General features: G+C 64.2%; 15 protein-coding genes and 1 pseudogene. 3 read left to right on the plus strand and 13 right to left on the minus strand.

Going from position 1 to position 16,328, the window contains the following annotated elements; translation table 11 throughout:
- Positions 1–30: 30 nt before the first annotated feature.
- Both C1876_RS00985 and C1876_RS00990 read right to left on the minus strand, forming a co-directional pair.
- On the minus strand, positions 31–369 hold the full coding sequence (locus tag C1876_RS00985) for a P-II family nitrogen regulator (RefSeq protein ID WP_114544867.1): 339 nt from the start codon (positions 367–369) through the stop codon (positions 31–33).
- Between the two features lie 13 nt (positions 370–382).
- Positions 383–1,657, minus strand: coding sequence for an ammonium transporter (locus C1876_RS00990; RefSeq protein ID WP_114544868.1), 1,275 nt, complete (start codon positions 1,655–1,657; stop codon positions 383–385).
- 176 nt (positions 1,658–1,833) lie between these two features.
- On the opposite strand from C1876_RS00990, the gene C1876_RS00995 reads away from it, so the two are divergent.
- Positions 1,834–2,361 (plus strand): GNAT family N-acetyltransferase, encoded by a 528-nt coding sequence (locus C1876_RS00995; protein ID WP_114544869.1) that lies wholly within the window; start codon positions 1,834–1,836, stop codon positions 2,359–2,361.
- 76 nt (positions 2,362–2,437) lie between these two features.
- Positions 2,438–2,614, plus strand: coding sequence for a YegP family protein (locus C1876_RS01000; RefSeq protein WP_114544870.1), 177 nt, complete (start codon positions 2,438–2,440; stop codon positions 2,612–2,614).
- Between the two features lie 103 nt (positions 2,615–2,717).
- Here C1876_RS01000 and C1876_RS01005 read toward each other — a convergent pair whose 3' ends face one another.
- The 7 genes from C1876_RS01005 to accB form a co-directional block, all read right to left on the minus strand.
- The gene (locus C1876_RS01005; RefSeq protein ID WP_114544871.1) at positions 2,718–3,770 is read right to left on the minus strand and encodes an inorganic phosphate transporter; all 1,053 of its coding nucleotides are present in this window, start codon (positions 3,768–3,770) and stop codon (positions 2,718–2,720) included.
- 246 nt (positions 3,771–4,016) lie between these two features.
- Positions 4,017–5,894 carry a 1-deoxy-D-xylulose-5-phosphate synthase gene (gene dxs, locus C1876_RS01010; protein ID WP_114544872.1) on the minus strand — a complete coding sequence of 626 codons (1,878 nt, stop codon included), beginning with the start codon at positions 5,892–5,894 and terminating at the stop codon, positions 4,017–4,019.
- A gap of 18 nt (positions 5,895–5,912) precedes the next feature.
- Entirely contained in the window at positions 5,913–6,173 is a 261-nt protein-coding gene (locus tag C1876_RS01015) for an exodeoxyribonuclease VII small subunit (protein ID WP_114544873.1), read from the minus strand.
- On the minus strand, positions 6,163–6,711 hold the full coding sequence (gene nusB, locus C1876_RS01020; RefSeq protein ID WP_114544874.1) for a transcription antitermination factor NusB: 549 nt from the start codon (positions 6,709–6,711) through the stop codon (positions 6,163–6,165). Before nusB ends, C1876_RS01015 begins: the two co-directional genes overlap by 11 nt.
- A gap of 24 nt (positions 6,712–6,735) precedes the next feature.
- Complete coding sequence (locus tag C1876_RS01025; RefSeq protein ID WP_114544875.1) at positions 6,736–7,083, minus strand: Asp23/Gls24 family envelope stress response protein; 348 nt, start codon at positions 7,081–7,083, stop codon at positions 6,736–6,738.
- Positions 7,080–8,432, minus strand: a complete 1,353-nt coding sequence (gene accC, locus C1876_RS01030; protein WP_114544876.1) for an acetyl-CoA carboxylase biotin carboxylase subunit — start codon at positions 8,430–8,432, stop codon at positions 7,080–7,082. The genes C1876_RS01025 and accC overlap by 4 nt, the downstream gene beginning before the upstream one ends.
- Positions 8,432–10,324, minus strand: a complete 1,893-nt coding sequence (accB, locus tag C1876_RS01035) for an acetyl-CoA carboxylase biotin carboxyl carrier protein (protein WP_114544877.1) — start codon at positions 10,322–10,324, stop codon at positions 8,432–8,434. The genes accC and accB overlap by 1 nt, the downstream gene beginning before the upstream one ends.
- Positions 10,325–10,577: 253 nt before the next feature.
- Here accB and C1876_RS01040 point away from each other — a divergent pair, with 253 nt between their 5' ends.
- A complete protein-coding gene (locus tag C1876_RS01040) occupies positions 10,578–10,868 on the plus strand; it encodes a helix-turn-helix domain-containing protein (protein ID WP_244909983.1) in 291 nt (96 codons plus the stop codon).
- A 62-nt stretch (positions 10,869–10,930) separates the two neighbouring features.
- Here the strand turns inward: C1876_RS01040 and C1876_RS01045 are convergent, their stop codons facing one another.
- The 4 genes and pseudogenes from C1876_RS01045 to C1876_RS01060 all read right to left on the minus strand — a co-directional run.
- Positions 10,931–12,685: an FAD-binding protein gene (locus tag C1876_RS01045; RefSeq protein WP_114544879.1), complete on the minus strand. Its 1,755-nt coding sequence runs from the start codon at positions 12,683–12,685 to the stop codon at positions 10,931–10,933.
- Positions 12,686–12,821: 136 nt separating this feature from the next.
- The gene (locus C1876_RS01050) at positions 12,822–14,246 is read right to left on the minus strand and encodes a helix-turn-helix transcriptional regulator (RefSeq protein WP_148044495.1); all 1,425 of its coding nucleotides are present in this window, start codon (positions 14,244–14,246) and stop codon (positions 12,822–12,824) included.
- 79 nt (positions 14,247–14,325) lie between these two features.
- Positions 14,326–14,886: an elongation factor P gene (gene efp / locus C1876_RS01055; RefSeq protein ID WP_114544881.1), complete on the minus strand. Its 561-nt coding sequence runs from the start codon at positions 14,884–14,886 to the stop codon at positions 14,326–14,328.
- 203 nt (positions 14,887–15,089) lie between these two features.
- Positions 15,090–16,211, minus strand: a pseudogene (locus C1876_RS01060) (M24 family metallopeptidase); the annotation flags it as partial.
- Between the last annotated feature and the right edge of the window lie 117 nt (positions 16,212–16,328).

Raw genomic sequence — 16,328 nt, forward strand, 5'->3', positions numbered from 1 at the left:
GGGGGCAAGGAGCAAGGAGCAAAAGCCCCTCTACACTGCCGCTTCCCCTTTCTCACCGGTGCGTATGCGCACCACTTCTTCCACTGGGGAGATGAAGATCTTGCCGTCCCCCACCTCTCCGGTGCGCGCGGTGGCGCGGATGAGGGCCACGAGGGCGTCCACGTCGGCATCGTCTACCACCAGCTCGAACTTCACCTTCGGAATCATGTTGAGCAACACCTCGGTGCCGCGGTAGTACTCCTTCCACCCGTGTTGGTTGCCGCAGCCCTGCACCTGCGAGATGGTCATGCCCGACACGCGCGCGGCGAACAGGGCTTCCTTGAGCGGCTCAAGCTTCTCGGGCCGCACGATGGCCGTGATCTTCTTCATCCAAACGCTCCTCTCAGTCCAGGCCCACGTAGGCGGGATACGCGCTCTCGCCATGCACGGCCACGTCGAGGCCCTGAGCCTCCTCTTCCTCGCTCACGCGCAGGCTGCCCCTGAAGCACGCCCGCACGATCGCACCCAGCACGAGACCGGCCACGCTCACGAACGCCACGGTGACCAGGATGCCCAGCACCTGCGCGCCCAGCAGCGCAGGGTCGCCCGTGTAGAACAGGCCGCCAGAGTCGGTCCACGACAGCTCGGGCACGCAGAACAGGCCGGTCAAGATGCCGCCCGTCACGCCGCCGACCGCATGGCATCCGAACGCGTCAAGCGCGTCGTCGTAGCCGATCTTCACCTTGAGCAGCGAGATGGCGCCGTAGCACACGGGCGACACGATGAGCCCCATCACCACCGCGGCCCACGGTTCCACGAACCCTGCAGCCGGCGTGATAACCACGAGTCCCGCCACAAGACCGGTAGCCGCACCCACGAGCGTGGCCTTGCCCACGCGCACACGCTCGACCACCATCCAGGACAGCAGGCCCGCCGCCGAAGCCGCCACGGTGTTGAGCAGCGCGAGCGCCGCCACGCCGTCGGGGGCGAATTCCGAGCCCGCGTTGAACCCGAACCAGCCGAACCACAACAACGCCGCGCCCAGCGCCACGAACGGCACGTTGTGCGGGCGATAGCTCAGCACCGCGAAGCCGCGGCGCTTCCCCAGCAGCAGGCACAGGACGAGGCCCGTGAGGCCCGAGCTGATGTGCACCACGTCGCCGCCAGCGAAGTCGAGCGCACCGATCACATCGCCGATGAGGCTGCCCTCGCCGCCCCACACCATGTGCGCGAGCGGCGCGTACACTGCCATCACCCACGCCGTCAGGAACAGGCACAGCGCGCCGAACTTCATGCGCCCCGCCACCGCGCCCGTGATGATGGCGGCCGTGATCATGGCGAACGCCGCCTGAAACACGACGTCGGCCAGCACGGGGTACGCGTCGTGGCTCAGCGCTTCGGGAGCCTCGCTCGTCATGGCGGCCACGAGGCCCTGCAATCCCAGCTGATCGAAGCCTCCGAAGAACGGAAGGGAGCCGTCGCCGCCGTACGCGAACGACCATCCGGCCACCACCCACACCACGCCCACGATGCCGAGCGCGGCGAACGTCATGATCATCGTGTTCACCACGTTCTTGCGTCGCGACAGGCCCCCGTAGAAAAACGCGAGCCCCGGCGTCATCAGCAGCACGAGCATCGCGCACCCCAGCATGAACGCGGTTGTTCCGGCGTCAACCATACGCATCTACCTCCTTCGATCGTTGCCCATTCCGTTGGGATCGCCCCGATGATGCCACGATATGCGCAGGTGAACGGCCATACCGCTCAGAGTTAACACGTCGAAAAAGGACTGGTAACAAACTCGAAGCGCACACGTTACAATAGGAGGGTTCGCACGATTGAAAGGTATCCGCCATGAGCATCGCATTCGACCCCATCGAAACCGACGACGACCGCGCGCGCCTTGCCGCGCTCGCCGACGAAATCTGGCACGAGTACTGGCCCGCCCTCATCGGCCCCGAGCAGACCGACTACATGGTGGCGAGCTTCCAGAGCCTCGAAGCCATCGAGCGCGACATGCGCGAACACGCCTACGAATACTGGTTCATGCGCGCGGAAGACGGCGGGCGCATCGTGGGCTACACGGGCGGCCATGCCGAGCCCGAGACGAACCGCTTCTTCATCTCGAAGGTGTACCTGCTGGCCGACGAGCGCGGCAAGGGGTTCGCGTCGAAGGCCATCGCGTTCTACGAGCGGCTTTGCCGCGAGCGCGGGTTCGAAGCGATGTATCTCACGGTGAACAAGCACAACGACCTGGGTATTCGCGCGTACCTGGGCAAGGGGTTCCAAACCATCGACGCGGTTGAGACCGATATCGGCAACGGCTTCATCATGGACGACTACATCATGGAGAAGCGAGTTGATCCTCAACCCCTGGTTTAATCGCTTGAGCTGGCACGATCGAGGTTACCCGGCGGTGTATGATCGTCGCACCAACTAAGAGAAAGGGTGCGGTCGTATGGGAAAGTTCGTGATCAAGACCACCGATTCGGGGTGCCATTTCGTCCTGAAAGCCGACAACGGCGAAGTCATCGCCACGTCGCAGGTGTACAAGTCCAAGGAATCCTGCAAGAAGGGCATCGAGAGCGTCAAGAAGAACGCCCCCGAAGCCGACGTGGTGGAAGAGGAAGCGTAAGCCGTCCCTCGCCTCACCACCGCGCTTATTCCCCATCTTCGCTCCGAAAACACGCCTCAGCGCACGTGGCGTGTTTTCGGAGCGAAGATGGGGTTTCTTTTCCCTAGAAGAACATCAAGAACAAATGCGTGAAGGCGAACGCTAGCAAGCCGCAGCCGGGGAAGGTGAGGACCCAGGTGAACACCATGCGTCCGGCAAGGCCCCATTTCACCGTGCGCAGGCTCTTCTCAGCGCCGACGCCCATGATGGCGGTGGTTTTCGTGTGCGTCGTGGACACGGGCATGCCGGTGAACGTGGCAAGGCCGATGCAGAAACAAGCCGACAGGCACGCGGCGAAGCCCTGATACTGCTCCATCTTCACCATGTTCATGCCCACCGACTTGATGATCTTCTTGCCGCCCACGGCCGTGCCGAGCGCCATGGTAGCCGACACGAGGATGATGAGCCAGAAGGGGAATTCGACGTTCGCGTCCACCGCCCCGCTCATGCCGATCATGATGCCCAGCATGCACAGCGAGAGGAACTTCTGGCCGTCCTGCGCGCCGTGCAGCACGGCCACGCCGGCGCCCGAGATGATCTGCGCCCACTTGAAGAAGGAGTTGGCCTTCGCGCGGCTGGCGCGCCAACACAGCTTCTTGATGAGCCTCGTGAACAGCCAGCCGGTGCCGAATCCCAAAAACGTGGAAATAACCAGACCGTAGATGACCTTCATCCACTCGTCGCCGTTCACGCCGGCCAGGCCGCCCTGCAGCGCGATGGCCGCGCCGGTGATGCCCGCGATGAGCGAATGGCTTTGCGACGTGGGAATGCCGAAGTACCACGCCGTCACGCCCCACACGATGATGGCCACCATCGCCGCGGCAAGCGCCACGAGCGCAGCATGGTTGTCGCCTCCGAAATCGACCATCTTGAAGATGGTGAGGGCCACCGCCGACGAGACCATCGTGATGGCGGCGAGGCCCACGAAGTTGCATACCGCCGCCATGGCGATGGCCGGCCCCGGCCGCATGGCCTTCGTCCCCACCACGGTGGCAATGGCGTTGGGAGCGTCGGTGGCGCCGTTCACCACGGTCGCGCCCAACGTCAGCACGACGATGATGGCAAGAACAGGATCCCCGATGAACGCTGCGGCGAACGCCCCTAAATCATAGCCCATGCCGCTCCCCTTCCGTCAGGGGTGCGCACGCGCTTGCGGTTGCTTTCAACTGCCGTCCCTTTCCGTTACCAAACAAGACAAAGCACTCGGAGCCATGATAGAGATACATTGTCAGGATTGGGCAACGAAAAGATCAAGTTTAGGTAAAATCGCTCGTCGAACGCGTATATCGGGCGCGGCGAATGTAAAGAAAAGCGCCGACCGCGGCAGGCGGACGGCGCTTCAACAACACGTTGAAGAAGGCGGTTAGCGTCCGAGACGCTCCCGCACCAACGCGGCAATACCCTCGGCATCGAGGCCCAAATCGTGCAGCAGATGATCGGTCTTGCCCTGCGGCACGAACCGGTCGGGAACGCCGAGCGTGAGCGTGGGGACGATGCGACCCTGACGCGCCAGTTCGCCGATCACGCCCTCGCCCACGCCGCCGGAGAGGATGCCGCCCTCGACGGTGACCACGAGCTTCGTCTCGGCCGCGCGGGCGATAGCCTCGGCGTCGAGCGGCTTGACCCAGCGCATGTCCACCACGCGCGCGTCGATGCCATCGAGCGCCAGCAACGCCGCAGCGCCCTTCGCCCGCGACACCATGCGCCCGAATGCGAGGATGGCCACGTCGTCGCCTTCGCGCACCACGCGCGCCTTGCCCTCGTCGAGCGTCTGCGCAACCTCGGGCAGCGCCACGCCTTCGGCCGCACCGCGCGGATAGCGGATGGCGAAGGGGCCACCCAGCTCGAGCGCCGTGTGCAGCGCGTGGACGAGCTCGGCTTCGTCGGACGGCGCGAGCACCCGCATATTCGGGATCATGCGCATGTACGCGAGGTCGAATATGCCGTGGTGCGTAGGCCCGTCCTCGCCCACGATGCCGGCGCGGTCGATGGCGAACACCACGTCGAGATCCGGAAGCGCGTTGTTGATGATGACCTGGTCGAACGCACGCTGCAAGAACGTGGAGTAGATGGCCACCACCGGCTTCTTGCCGCCGAGGGCCAACCCGCTTGCCAGGCCCACCGCGTGTTCCTCGGCGATGCCGGCGTCCACGAAGCGGTCGGGGAATTCCTCGGCGTACGCGTCGAGGCCCGTGCCGCCCTTCATGGCGGCCGTGATGGCCACGATGCGCTCGTCGCGCCGCGCCTCGGCGGCCAGCGCCTTGCCGAACACGCTCGTGTACGACGGAGCCGACGCGGGCTTCTTCTTCACCTCGCCCGTGGCGATGTCGAACGGCGCAATGCCGTGGAACTTCTCGGGGTTCTCCACCGCGGGCGCGTACCCGGCGCCCTTGCGCGTGACCACGTGCACGAGCACGGGCACGTCGGTGGACAGCACGGTTGCCAACGTCTCCTTGAGCAGCCCGATGTCGTGGCCGTCGATGGGTGCCGTACACAGGATGCCCAGCTGTTCGAAAATCATCGAACGCGGAATGACGAACTGCTTCATCGATTCCTTCATGTTGCGTCCGAAGTTCGCCAACGCGGTGCCGAGGGCGCCACTGCTCTCAAGCACCTCCTGCACGGAGTCGCGCGTTTGGCGGTACTGCGTGGAAGCGCGCATGTAGCCGAGATGCTTCATGAGCGCACCCACGTTGCGCGAGATGGACATCTCGTTGTCGTTGAGGATGATCACCATGGGTGTCTGCGCCTGACCGATGTGATTGAGCGCCTCGAAGGCCATGCCGCCCGAGAGGGCCGCATCGCCGATGACGGCCACGATCTTCTCGTCGCCGCCCGACAGGTCGCGCGCTTCGGCCAAACCGAGCGCCACCGACAGCGAGTCGGACGCGTGGCCGGACGGGTGCACGTCGAAGGGGCTCTCGTCGGGCTTCGGGAAGCCGGACAGGCCGCCGTAGGTGCGCAGTGTGGAGAAGTCGTCGAGACGACCGGTGATCAACTTGTGCGCGTAGGCCTGATGGCCCACGTCGAACACGATTTTGTCGTGCGGGCAATCGAGCATGCTGTGCACGGCCAGGATGATTTCCACCGCACCGAGCGAGGAGGCCACGTGTCCGCCCGTCTCGGACGCAACGGTGACGATCTCCTCGCGCACTTCCTGCGCCAGAATGGAAAGCTCCTCGTTCGTGAGCAGCTTGAGGTCGGCGGGCGATGACACCATATCGAGAATACGCGTATCCATATGCATCCTAACCAGGGGCTACGCCGAAACCGGCGCGCCCGCCTCCTCGGCAGACTCCGCGTCGGAGGAAACGTCCGACTCCTCGTCCGCGTCCTCGGCGCCATGCTGCGCTTCGATATTGTCTTCAAGCAGGTCGCTCGCGCGAAGCCCCAGGCCCACCGCTTCCTCGTAGAGGGCGAGGGCGTCGTCGAGCGCGAGATTGTCGTCACCCACGGCGTCGACAATCTCGTCGAGCCGCGCCTTCACCGACTCGAAGCTATCGTAAGATTCAAGCGCCATGAGCAGACTCGCAATCGGAAGCGGCTCCCCCATCTTGCGCTGCGCAGGGGGCTTCCGGGTCGCACGCCTCATCCGCGGCGCAAGGGGTGGGGCTCGGGACGGCAGGGTCTGCGTCCGCTTCCCCCTCGAGCATCTTGGCTATCCTACCGAGCACGCCGTTGACGAATCGATGCGATTCGTCTTCGCCGCCGAAGTCTTTCGCCAGCTCAACGGCCTCGTTGATGGTCACCGAGGTGGGCACGTCGTCGACGTACATCATCTCGAAGGTGGCCAGGCGCAGGATGGAGCGGTCCACGATGGGCATGCGGGCGAGCGACCAGTTTTCCGACGTCGCCGCCAGATGGTCGTCGATTGCGCAGCGGTGCGATTCCACGCCGAGCACAAGCTTCAGCGCGTACTCGGGCAGCGGACCGTCTTCCTCAAGACGACGATTGCCCTCGGCGATGGCCGCGGGCGATTCGTCGGTTATCTCGCTCGTGTAGAGCACCTGGAGCGCCGCACGGCGCGCGCTTGTTCGTTCATGTCGTTTTGCAGCCATATAAATCTTTCAATGCCTCCGAGCCTAGCGGGCGAACTGCATGCCTTCGATGTATACGTCTACGGCACCCACGGGAATGCCCACCTGGCTGGTCACCGCATCGGAGATCGCCTGGCGAATGTTGGCGGCGAGGTCGGGCAGCACATAGCCGTAGTACACGTCCACGCGAATGGAAATGTGCAGCTTCTCTTCCTCGTCAACCGTGATATCGATGCCCTGCGTGGACGGCTTGCTGCCGAACACGGAGCGCAGGCCGCTCGTGGAGGACGGGCCGATCGAGGCCACGCCGTCCACTTCGCCCACCGCAATGGACACGATGGTTTCGACGACGCCCGGCGCAAGCGCCATGCCGTCGACGTTCAAATCTGTCATAGTACATCTCCCATCTGGGTTTCGATGAAATCGGTGGTCACATCGCCCTCGCAGAACACGGCGTTGTCGAGCACGCGACGATGGAACCCGATCGTGGTCTCGATGCCCTCGATCACGAACTCGTCGAGCGCACGGCGACCGCGCTGCAGCACCTCCTCGCGATTCGACCCGTACACCACGAGCTTCGCCACAAGCGAGTCGTAGTAGGGCGAGATGCGGGAACCGGTGCGCACGTAGCTTTCCACGCGCACGCCGGGCCCTGCCGGAGCCTCGAACTTGGTAATGGTGCCCGGGCACGGACGGAAGCCGTGCTTGGGGTCTTCAGCGTTGATGCGGAACTCCATCGCGTGGCCCATCGGCGAGAACGGCGCACGGTCGGCGCAGCTCATAGGCTCGCCGGACGCGATGCGCAGCTGCTCCTTGATGATGTCGGTGCCGGTGATCTGCTCGGTCACCGGATGCTCCACCTGCACGCGCGTGTTCATTTCCATGAAGTAGAACGACCCGCGCTCGTCGAGCAGGAACTCGATGGTGCCCGCGTTCTTGTAGTTCGTGGCGCGCACGGCCTTGATGGCGGCCACGCCCATGGCGCGACGCAGGTCCTCGGTGAGGGCCGGCGAGGGCGCTTCCTCGATGAGCTTCTGATGGCGGCGCTGCACGGAGCAGTCGCGCTCGCACAGGGCGATGTTGTTGCCGAAGTCGTCGGCCAGCACCTGAACTTCCACGTGGCGCGGACGCAGCACGAGCTTCTCGAGGTACACGCCGTCGTTGCCGAACGCGGCACCGGCTTCGGTGCGCGCGGCCTGGTACTGCGCCTCGAGGTCGGCCGGGTCGTGCACTTCGCGCATGCCCTTGCCGCCGCCGCCTGCCGTGGCCTTGATGAGCACGGGGTAGCCCACGGCGTCGGCGAAGGCCTTGGCCTCGGCCGCCGTGTCGATGCAGCCGTCCGAACCGGGAACGGTGGGAACGCCGCAGCCCTTCATGGTCTCGCGCGCCGAGCTCTTGTCGCCCATGCGCTCGATGCACTCGGGCGAGGGGCCGATGAACACGAGATCGTTATCGGCGCAGGCGCGGGCGAAGTCGGCGTTCTCGGCGAGGAAGCCGTAACCGGGATGCACGGCCTCGGCGCCGGTCGTCTTCGCGGCCGCGATGATATTCGGGATGACGAGGTAGCTCTTGTTCGCCTGAGCGGGGCCGATGCACACGGCCTCGTCGGCGTACTGCACGGGATAGGTTTCGGCGTCCTCGGTCGAGTAGACCGCGACCGTCTTCACCCCCAGCTCCCGACAGGCGCGCATGATGCGCAGCGCAACCTCGCCGCGGTTGGCGATCAGAATCTTGTTAAACATTATGCCGTCTCCGGGGCCGGGGCAGGTGCGCCGTGCGGCTCGATGTAGAACAGCACCGTGCCGAACTCGACGGGCGAAGCGTCCTCGAGGCAAATCTCGCGGACGGTTCCCATTTCCTCAGCCGTGATCTCGTTCATGAGCTTCATGGCCTCGACGATGCACAGCGTTTGGTTGGCGGCAACCTCGTCGCCCACCTGCACGAACGCGGGCTCGCCCGGTGCGGGGGACGAGTAGAACGTGCCCACCATGGGAGCCGTCACGGCATACCAGTCGCTCGGACGATCGGTCTCGTCGGCAGCGGCGGCCGGCGCAGCAGCGGCGGGAGCCTGGGCAACGGCGGCAACCGGGGCGGCCGCAGCAGCCACAGCAGCGGCCTCAGCCGACATCGTACCCGGCATGCGCACGGCGATGCGCGTGCCCTCTTCCTCCACTACGATCTCGCCAACGCCGCTTTCCTCTGCGACGCGAACCAGCTCGCGAATCTGATTGATGTCCACGTAATCGTCCTCCTTGGTGTGGCTCGACTCCTGCTCCATGAGGAAGTCGACCTTCTCCGATGTACGGTGCTTGCTCAGGAACGTGCGCGCCTCGTTCGGGAACAGGGCGTACATAAGCACGTCTTCCTCGCTCTTCGCGAGGTCGCCAATCTCGTCCTCCACCTGGGAGTACGTTGTCGTTACCAGCGAACCGGGCGCCACGTCGGGCGGCAGCATCTCGGAGTTGCCCACGACCTTCGCCACGATATCCTTGTCCATGCGGCCCGGCGCCTTGCCGTAGTACCCGCAGATGTAGTCCTTCATCTCCTTGGACACGACGCTCCAACGCTTGCCGGTGAGCACGTTGAACACGGCCTGCGTGCCCACGATCTGCGACATCGGCGTGACGAGGGGCGGATAGCCCACTTCGGCGCGCACCTTCGGAATTTCCTTCATCACCTCGGGCAGGCGGTCGGCCGCGTTCTGGATTTCCAGCTGCGACACGAGGTTCGACATCATGCCGCCCGGCACCTGGTGCGAGTACACCTGCATGTGCGTGAGCGACGAGACGCCGCGCTTGTAGTGACCGCGCTTGCGCACGCCTTCCCAGTATTCGGCGATCTCGAACAGCAAATCGAGGTCGAGACCCGTGTCGTAGCGGCTCTCCTGGAGCGCGGCGACAATCATCTCGACGGCCGGGTGCGAGTTGCCGAATGCGAGCGGCGCGCTGGCCGTGTCGGCAATGGCGGCGCCGGCTTCGGCAGCCTTGAGGATGTTGGCGGGGGCCATGCCGCCCACGTAGTGACAGTGGATGTGCAGCGGCAAACCGATTTCAGCGTTGAAGGCCTTCACCATGCGCTCGGTGCGGTACGGCGTGAGCATGCCGGCCATGTCCTTGATGCAGATGGAGTCGGCACCGAGGTCCTTGAGCTTCTGACCGTAGTCGAGGAAGCTGTCCAGCGTGTGCACGGGCGACATCGTGTAGGAGATGGCACCTTCGAAGTGGCCGCCGCATTCCTTGATGGCTTCGGCGTTGTCGACGACGTTGCGAATGTCGTTGAGCGCGTCGAACACGCGGAAGACATGCACACCATTGCGCTTCGCGGCCTTGATGAAGTGATTGCAGATGTCACGCGAATAGTGCTTGTACCCCACCAAGTTCTGACCGCGAGACAGCATCGAGAGCGGCGTGTTCGGCGTCTGCGCCTTGATAGATCGCAGTCGCTCCCACGGGTTCTCGTCAAGGAAGCGCATGCACGTGTCAAACGTCGCACCGCCCCACGCCTCGATGGCCCAATACCCGACACGGTCCATTTTAGGCAGAATCGGCAGCATGTCGCCGATCTGCATACGCGTGGCCCAGAGGCTTTGCTGGCCGTCACGGATGGTGGTATCCATGATCTGAAGCCTTGGCATGAACTCACACCCCCTTCGGTTTGCAGTTAGTCAAAGATCGAACCATGAATTATAGAGTAACCCCTCGCCGCACGAGTCACAACGGAGCAAATTCACCGACAAGCAACAGATTTTGAGCGGCGGGAGGTCACCGAGGGTGCGCGTGCACGAAAACGCGCTAAAAAAGACGGGCAGTTGTATCCAACCGATTACGGGTCATCAGGCGTGCCGTCGTACCCTTTTCCCCATGGCTGGTCAGAGCAAAAAGGAAGCGATGGCGAACGAGGATATCCTCGTGCAGCTCATTGCGGCCGATTTCGGCAAACGCCTGCACGAAGCGCGCGATCGCGAGGGGCTTCCCCAAACCATGCTGGCCGAAATGATCCAGACGAAGCACCCGCGCGTCAGCAACCTCGAAGGAGGCCTCGTCGACGTGCGCATCTCCGACATCGTGAAGCTTGCCCGCGCCCTCGACGTGAACCCCGGCGCGCTGCTCGACCTCACCGCCTACGAGCTGAAGGACTATCCCCCGTCCAAGCCCCCGTCGGGGCATGCCCGCCCCTAACGCCGCAACGCCCCCGCACGCCGCCCAACAGCAGCGGGATGCGAGGGCTTGTCCTTGAACGCCTACCCCAGGGGGTTGGCGTTTGCGTAGCTTTCTCCGAGAATCGACGTCATGGGAACGTCGCCCATCCAATCATCGGCAACCGTTTTGCCCAGGCGATGCTCCACCAGATGCCGAGCGGCCGCACACGAGCACCACAGGGCTACCGGCTGGTTCGTACCGCCCCCGTACACCTGGCTATCCCATCCCGCCGTTGCGATGCCCGACGCGTACAGGCCGGCGATCGCCTTCCCGTTGGGGTCCACCACCTGCGCGTGCGTGTTGATGTGGATGCCGCCGTTCGTGTTGTAGGCGTTCACGCCCGCTTTCGCGGCGTAGAACGGCGGGGTCTTCAGCGCCCAGATGAACTCCTGCGGCTTGCCGTACTCGTCTTCGGCACCTTCCGAGGCGGCATTGTACGCCTCGATCGTTTTGATGAACCCTTCCACGTCGAAGCTCTCCACGTCCGCAGCAAGAGCTCGGCCCAGTTCCTCGATGGTATCGGCCTGGTAGAACCAGTCCCTGTTCTGCACCTTCTCGATTTCCGCGCGCACCTCAAGCGGCGTGCCCTGCTTCGTCGCGCTGTCGAAGCCGTTGTGGCCGTTCTGCCACTGCCCCGCCTCCCACTTCTGGATGTACGATTCGTCGAACAGCGCAAACGCCTGACGCTGCGATAATACGACCTGCGGAATGCAGGTGAAGAACAGCTGCGACCCCGTGTTGAAGCCGAACGATTCGTCGTAGAAGCGGTTGCCGTACTGGTTCACGAAGACGCTCGAGAACTGGAAACCGGCAGCGGTGTTGAGATCGGAGTTGAACCCGCACGGGTCGTCGGCGGTGCCGATGCCCGCGAAGAAGCCGTCGATGGTCTGCAGCCCCGTGCGGCCGTGCGCGGTTTGCTCCACCATGAGGTGACCATCGCCGTCCTGCCCGATACCGAGAGGCATAACCTTGCCCAGATCCACGTTCGAATAGAGTTTGAGCAGTTCAGGATTGGTGTTCATGCCGCCCGACGCGACAACGACGGCTTTGGCGTTGAGCTGCACGACGTTGCCGTCGGCGGTCTTGTACTGCACGCCCGTCACCTGGTAGTCGTCTTCCATGACCAGGGCGAACGCTCGCGATTCGGTGCGGATGTCAACGCCGAGGGCTTCGGCTTGCGGCGTGAGCGCCGCAATGGCGGACGCGCCCGAACCGCCCTCGTAAAGGGGCTGCCCGCTGCCGTAGTCTTTGAGCGGCACCCCGTGCTTGCCGAAGAGCCAATCCGAGCAATCGCCCTGCTGCGTGCGCAACGCGTAGAAGAGCGAAGCATCCACGACGAAGTTGCGCTGGATCATATCCGCCTGCACCGCCGCACGCGCCTCCTCGGGGGACATGTTGAGGAATCCGGCACCGCCCTCGGCGAAGTTCGTGTTCCCGCCGAGGGTGCTCTGCTTCTCGAGCATGATCACGTGCGCATCGGGGTCCTGCTCCTTGGTGAGCATCGCGGCGGTGAAGCCGCCCATGCCGGACCCGATGACCACGACGTCCGCATCCTCGGTCGTGCTCGGGGTAACCGGAATGCCCACGCCGTCGGGGTTGGCGTATCCCGCTCCGACACCCGTCGCGTCGGACGCTCCGCGCGCGCCGCCCTCGTCTGCGCTGCTCGGCGTTGCCGTGGCGACCGATGCTTGCGGCGCGCACGCCGCCAACATGGACCCCGCTGCCGCGGCGGCGCCTGCGACGATGCCGCCCTTCAAGAACGTGCGTCGATCAAGATTCTTCGTGTGTTCGCCCATGGCGAATCCCTCCTTCGGGTTGTGATAGCACCTGCCGAAGGATTCTAGGAACGGCTTTTTCAGCCGACAATCGCGAATTACGTGTGATTCTCTTTCCTGCCGTTGACCTGGTGAATTGCAGGTCCGAATAGCGCGCTCACCCTTTTTTCGCGACGTCGCTCAGCTTTTCGAGCAGCTCCTCGCGCGACGACACGTCGGCCTTCTTGTAGATGTTTCGCACATGGGTCTTCACCGTGTTGTCCGAGACGAACAGCTGCTCGCCGATTTGCCGGTAGGGCGTGCGCTTCATGAGCAGTGCCACGATCTCCACCTCGCGCGGGCTGAATCCGAACCGCTCCGCCCATTGGTCCGCGGTATCGTCGGCGGGCTCCCCTTTGCTCCGCAGGGCTTTTGCGCGCCAATACATGAGCAGCGTCACCGCAAGCAGCAGCAGATACATCAGCCCGCTCGAAAAGGCGTTGGAGAAGTGCGCAGGCACAAGCGCTCCGAGGAGCTGACCCACCTGACTGCTGAAGAACAGCAGCGCCACGAGAAACGTCAGGCCGTGCCTCCGGTCGTGCACGGCCAGCACCGCCGCAAAGTACCACATAAGGTTGAAGAAGCAGGCGAATCCACCCGTATTGATGGCCATCGGCACCGTGGCGTTCACGCCTTGCAGCGAGACGAGCAGCATGCCCGTGGCAACCAGCGGTACCACGAACAGGAGGCACTGCTCGAACAGCGACTGCCTGTTTTGAAGGAAGAACACAGCCACCAACAGCAGCGCGCAGATGCAGGCGCCGAGGCACTCCGATTCCATCCCTCGCTGAATGCTCGCCTCGTCGAGGCCGCCGATGGCAAAGGTATGGATGAGCCCGTACGCGAACCCGGTGAGCACGGCAAGCACCACAAGCGGCTTGACGGTCATGTCCACTCTCGTACGCGGAAGAACGTCTTCGGCAACGGCAGAGCGTTGATGCGATCGCGCATAGGCGAAGAACAGCGCGGCGGCACCGAGCACGAACGCGGCGGCACCGAGCATTTCGATCACCACTGAAAGCCGCGAAAACAGCAAGAAGAGCGCGACGCCGGCGACGGATTCCACCGCGAACGCCATCGGCATATAGCGATACCCCATGCGCGCATGCAGTTCGCCGTACAACACGAGCGCAAAGCTGTTGCCCACGCCCGACAGCACCGCGCCAACCGCACCCGTCAGCAGATTAGCGCCCGAGAAGGAAGACAGCAAGAGCAGCCCGAGGGCACCCGACGTGCATATCGCGAAGATGAGGTAGGTTCCGCGCCATGCTGCGAATTCGAATCGCGGCTTGCGCCATGAAACGACGGCCATCACGCCGAGCGCGACCACCGTCCCCGCAAGCGTGAGCACGAACCGCCCATCGTAGCCGCTGATGAACGAGTCAACGGAGGCAATGCGCGCATTCCACAGCAGCAGATAATGGCTCCCCCACCAGGCAATGCTTCCAAGCACCAAGAGGAAGTTACGCCTGAACGCACCAAGAGCTTCAACGAACAGGCCCCTTGCCTGCCGCACATCTTCTGAAAGGACGTCTTCTTGCACGCAGCCTCCTTGCCAAAAAGGGCGCCCGTACAATCGGGCGCCCTTTCCACTGCTAATCTTCGATGCGCTGAAGCGGTGCTTAGACGCGCTTGATGAAGCGGCCGTCGCGGGTGTCGATCTGGAGGGTGTCGCCGGGCTCGACGAACATGGGCACCTGCACGGTCGCGCCCGTCTCGAGCGTGGCCGGCTTGGAGCCGCCCTGCACGGTGTCGCCCTTGAAGCCGGGGTCCGTCTCGGTCACTTCGAGCTCGACGAACATCTGCGGCTCGATGCTGATCAGCTCGTCGCCGGCGTACAGCAGCGTGGCCTCGTCGTTCTCCTTGAGCCACATGGCCGCGTCGCCCACCACGTCAGAGGGGATGGAGGTCTGCTCGAACGTGTCGTTATCCATGAAGTTGAAATCGGCACCGTCGTTGTACAGGTACTGAAGCTTCTTCGACTCGAGGCGCACGGACTCCACCTTCACGCCCGCGTTGAACGTGTTGTCGATGACGCGACCCGTCTTGATGTCGCGCAGCTTCGTGCGGACGAACGCGCCGCCCTTGCCGGGCTTCACGTGCTGAAACTCGACGATGGTGCAGAGCTTGCCGTTGTACTCGATGCACATGCCGTTCTTAAAATCGGCGGTAGAGATAGCCATACTCGGTATTCCTTTCGTTCACGGGCATCCGCTGCGTGCCGCGGGGCCCGATCAGCGTTCAAACTGGTTCATTATACTCACCGAGCGCGTCGCTGCCTATACGGCGCGCGCACCATCAGAAAAAAAGCAGCTTGCGCACCCCGGCTGCGTGCAGATCGACGCCTGCGCTGCGAGCCGACGATACCTTGAACAGAAGCCGTCGCCTACAGGATGACAAGGTCGTGCGTCGATTGCGTGAAAACTTCGAAACCGTCGCTCGTGAGTACGCCGCAATCTTCGAGACGCATGCCGAATTCGCCCGCGAGGTACACGCCCGGCTCAACCGTCACGACATTGCCGGTAACGAGGGGGTTCTCGTTGCGCGGCGACAGGACAGGCTGCTCGTGGATGTCGATGCCCACGCCGTGACCCAGCCCGTGGCCCATCTTGCCGGCGAAGCCGTGCTCCGCGAGCACCTGTTCGGCAAGCTCATGCATGGCCTTGCCGGTGACGCCGGGGCGCAGGGCGGCTTCCACCTGCTCGTTCGCGCTGCGGATGGCCTCATAGGCCGCGCGCAGACGCGGGGACGGATCGCCGAGGAACACGGTGCGCGTCATGTCCGAGCAGTAACCGTGCGCGCGTACGCCGAAGTCGAGCACGACGCACTGCCCCGCCTCGAGCACCGTTTGGCCGGGGATGGCATGGGGGCTGGCACCGTTCGCGCCGGTGGCCACGATGGACGAGAACGCGAGGCCCTCGGCGCCGTGGCGCAGCATGAAGTCCTCGAGCTCGATCTGCACGGCGCGCTCGGTCATGCCGGGACGCATGTACTCGATGATGTGGGCGAACGCCGCGTCGGTGATGGCTTGGGCGGCCTTCATGCGCGCGATTTCGTTCGAGTCCTTGACGGCGCGAAGGTCGAGGATGAAATCGGACGTCTCGCGAAGGCGCGGGCGGGCGGGCGCATCGGCGAACGCGTCTTCGAGCGCGCGGTAGCCGGCAAGGGTCATGGAATCCTCGATGCCGAGCACCACTGCATCGGCCTCGGCGGCAGGCTGCTGCGCGTGGCGCGCGGCGAACGCGTTGGCCACGAACGCGGCATGCGCGATGCGCGTGTCGTCGACGGCGATGACGCCCTCGGCGACCGCAGCCGCGCGCGCCGCCTCGCTGTAGCGCGAGTCGGTGTGGAGCACGGCATCGTGCGGCGTGACGAGCAGCGCGTGGGCCGACTCATCGTCGAACACGTCGTCGAACGCCGTGAGCCAGGTGATGTTCGAGGTGTCGCGCACGAAGAACGTGCGGATGTCGGCGTCAGCGCAAGCGGTGCGAAGCTGGGTGAGCCGCGGAAGAGAGAGGGATGGGAGGGGGGTGGGCTTGTCCTGCGGCGCGCCCGCTTGTCCCTCGTCATCCTGCGCTTCACCCCCTTGCGGCTCGTCGTCCTGCGCCTCACCCTTTTGCGCCGG

Origin of the sequence: Eggerthella sinensis (genome assembly GCF_003339815.1) — a bacterium.
GTDB lineage: Bacteria > Actinomycetota > Coriobacteriia > Coriobacteriales > Eggerthellaceae > Eggerthella > Eggerthella sinensis.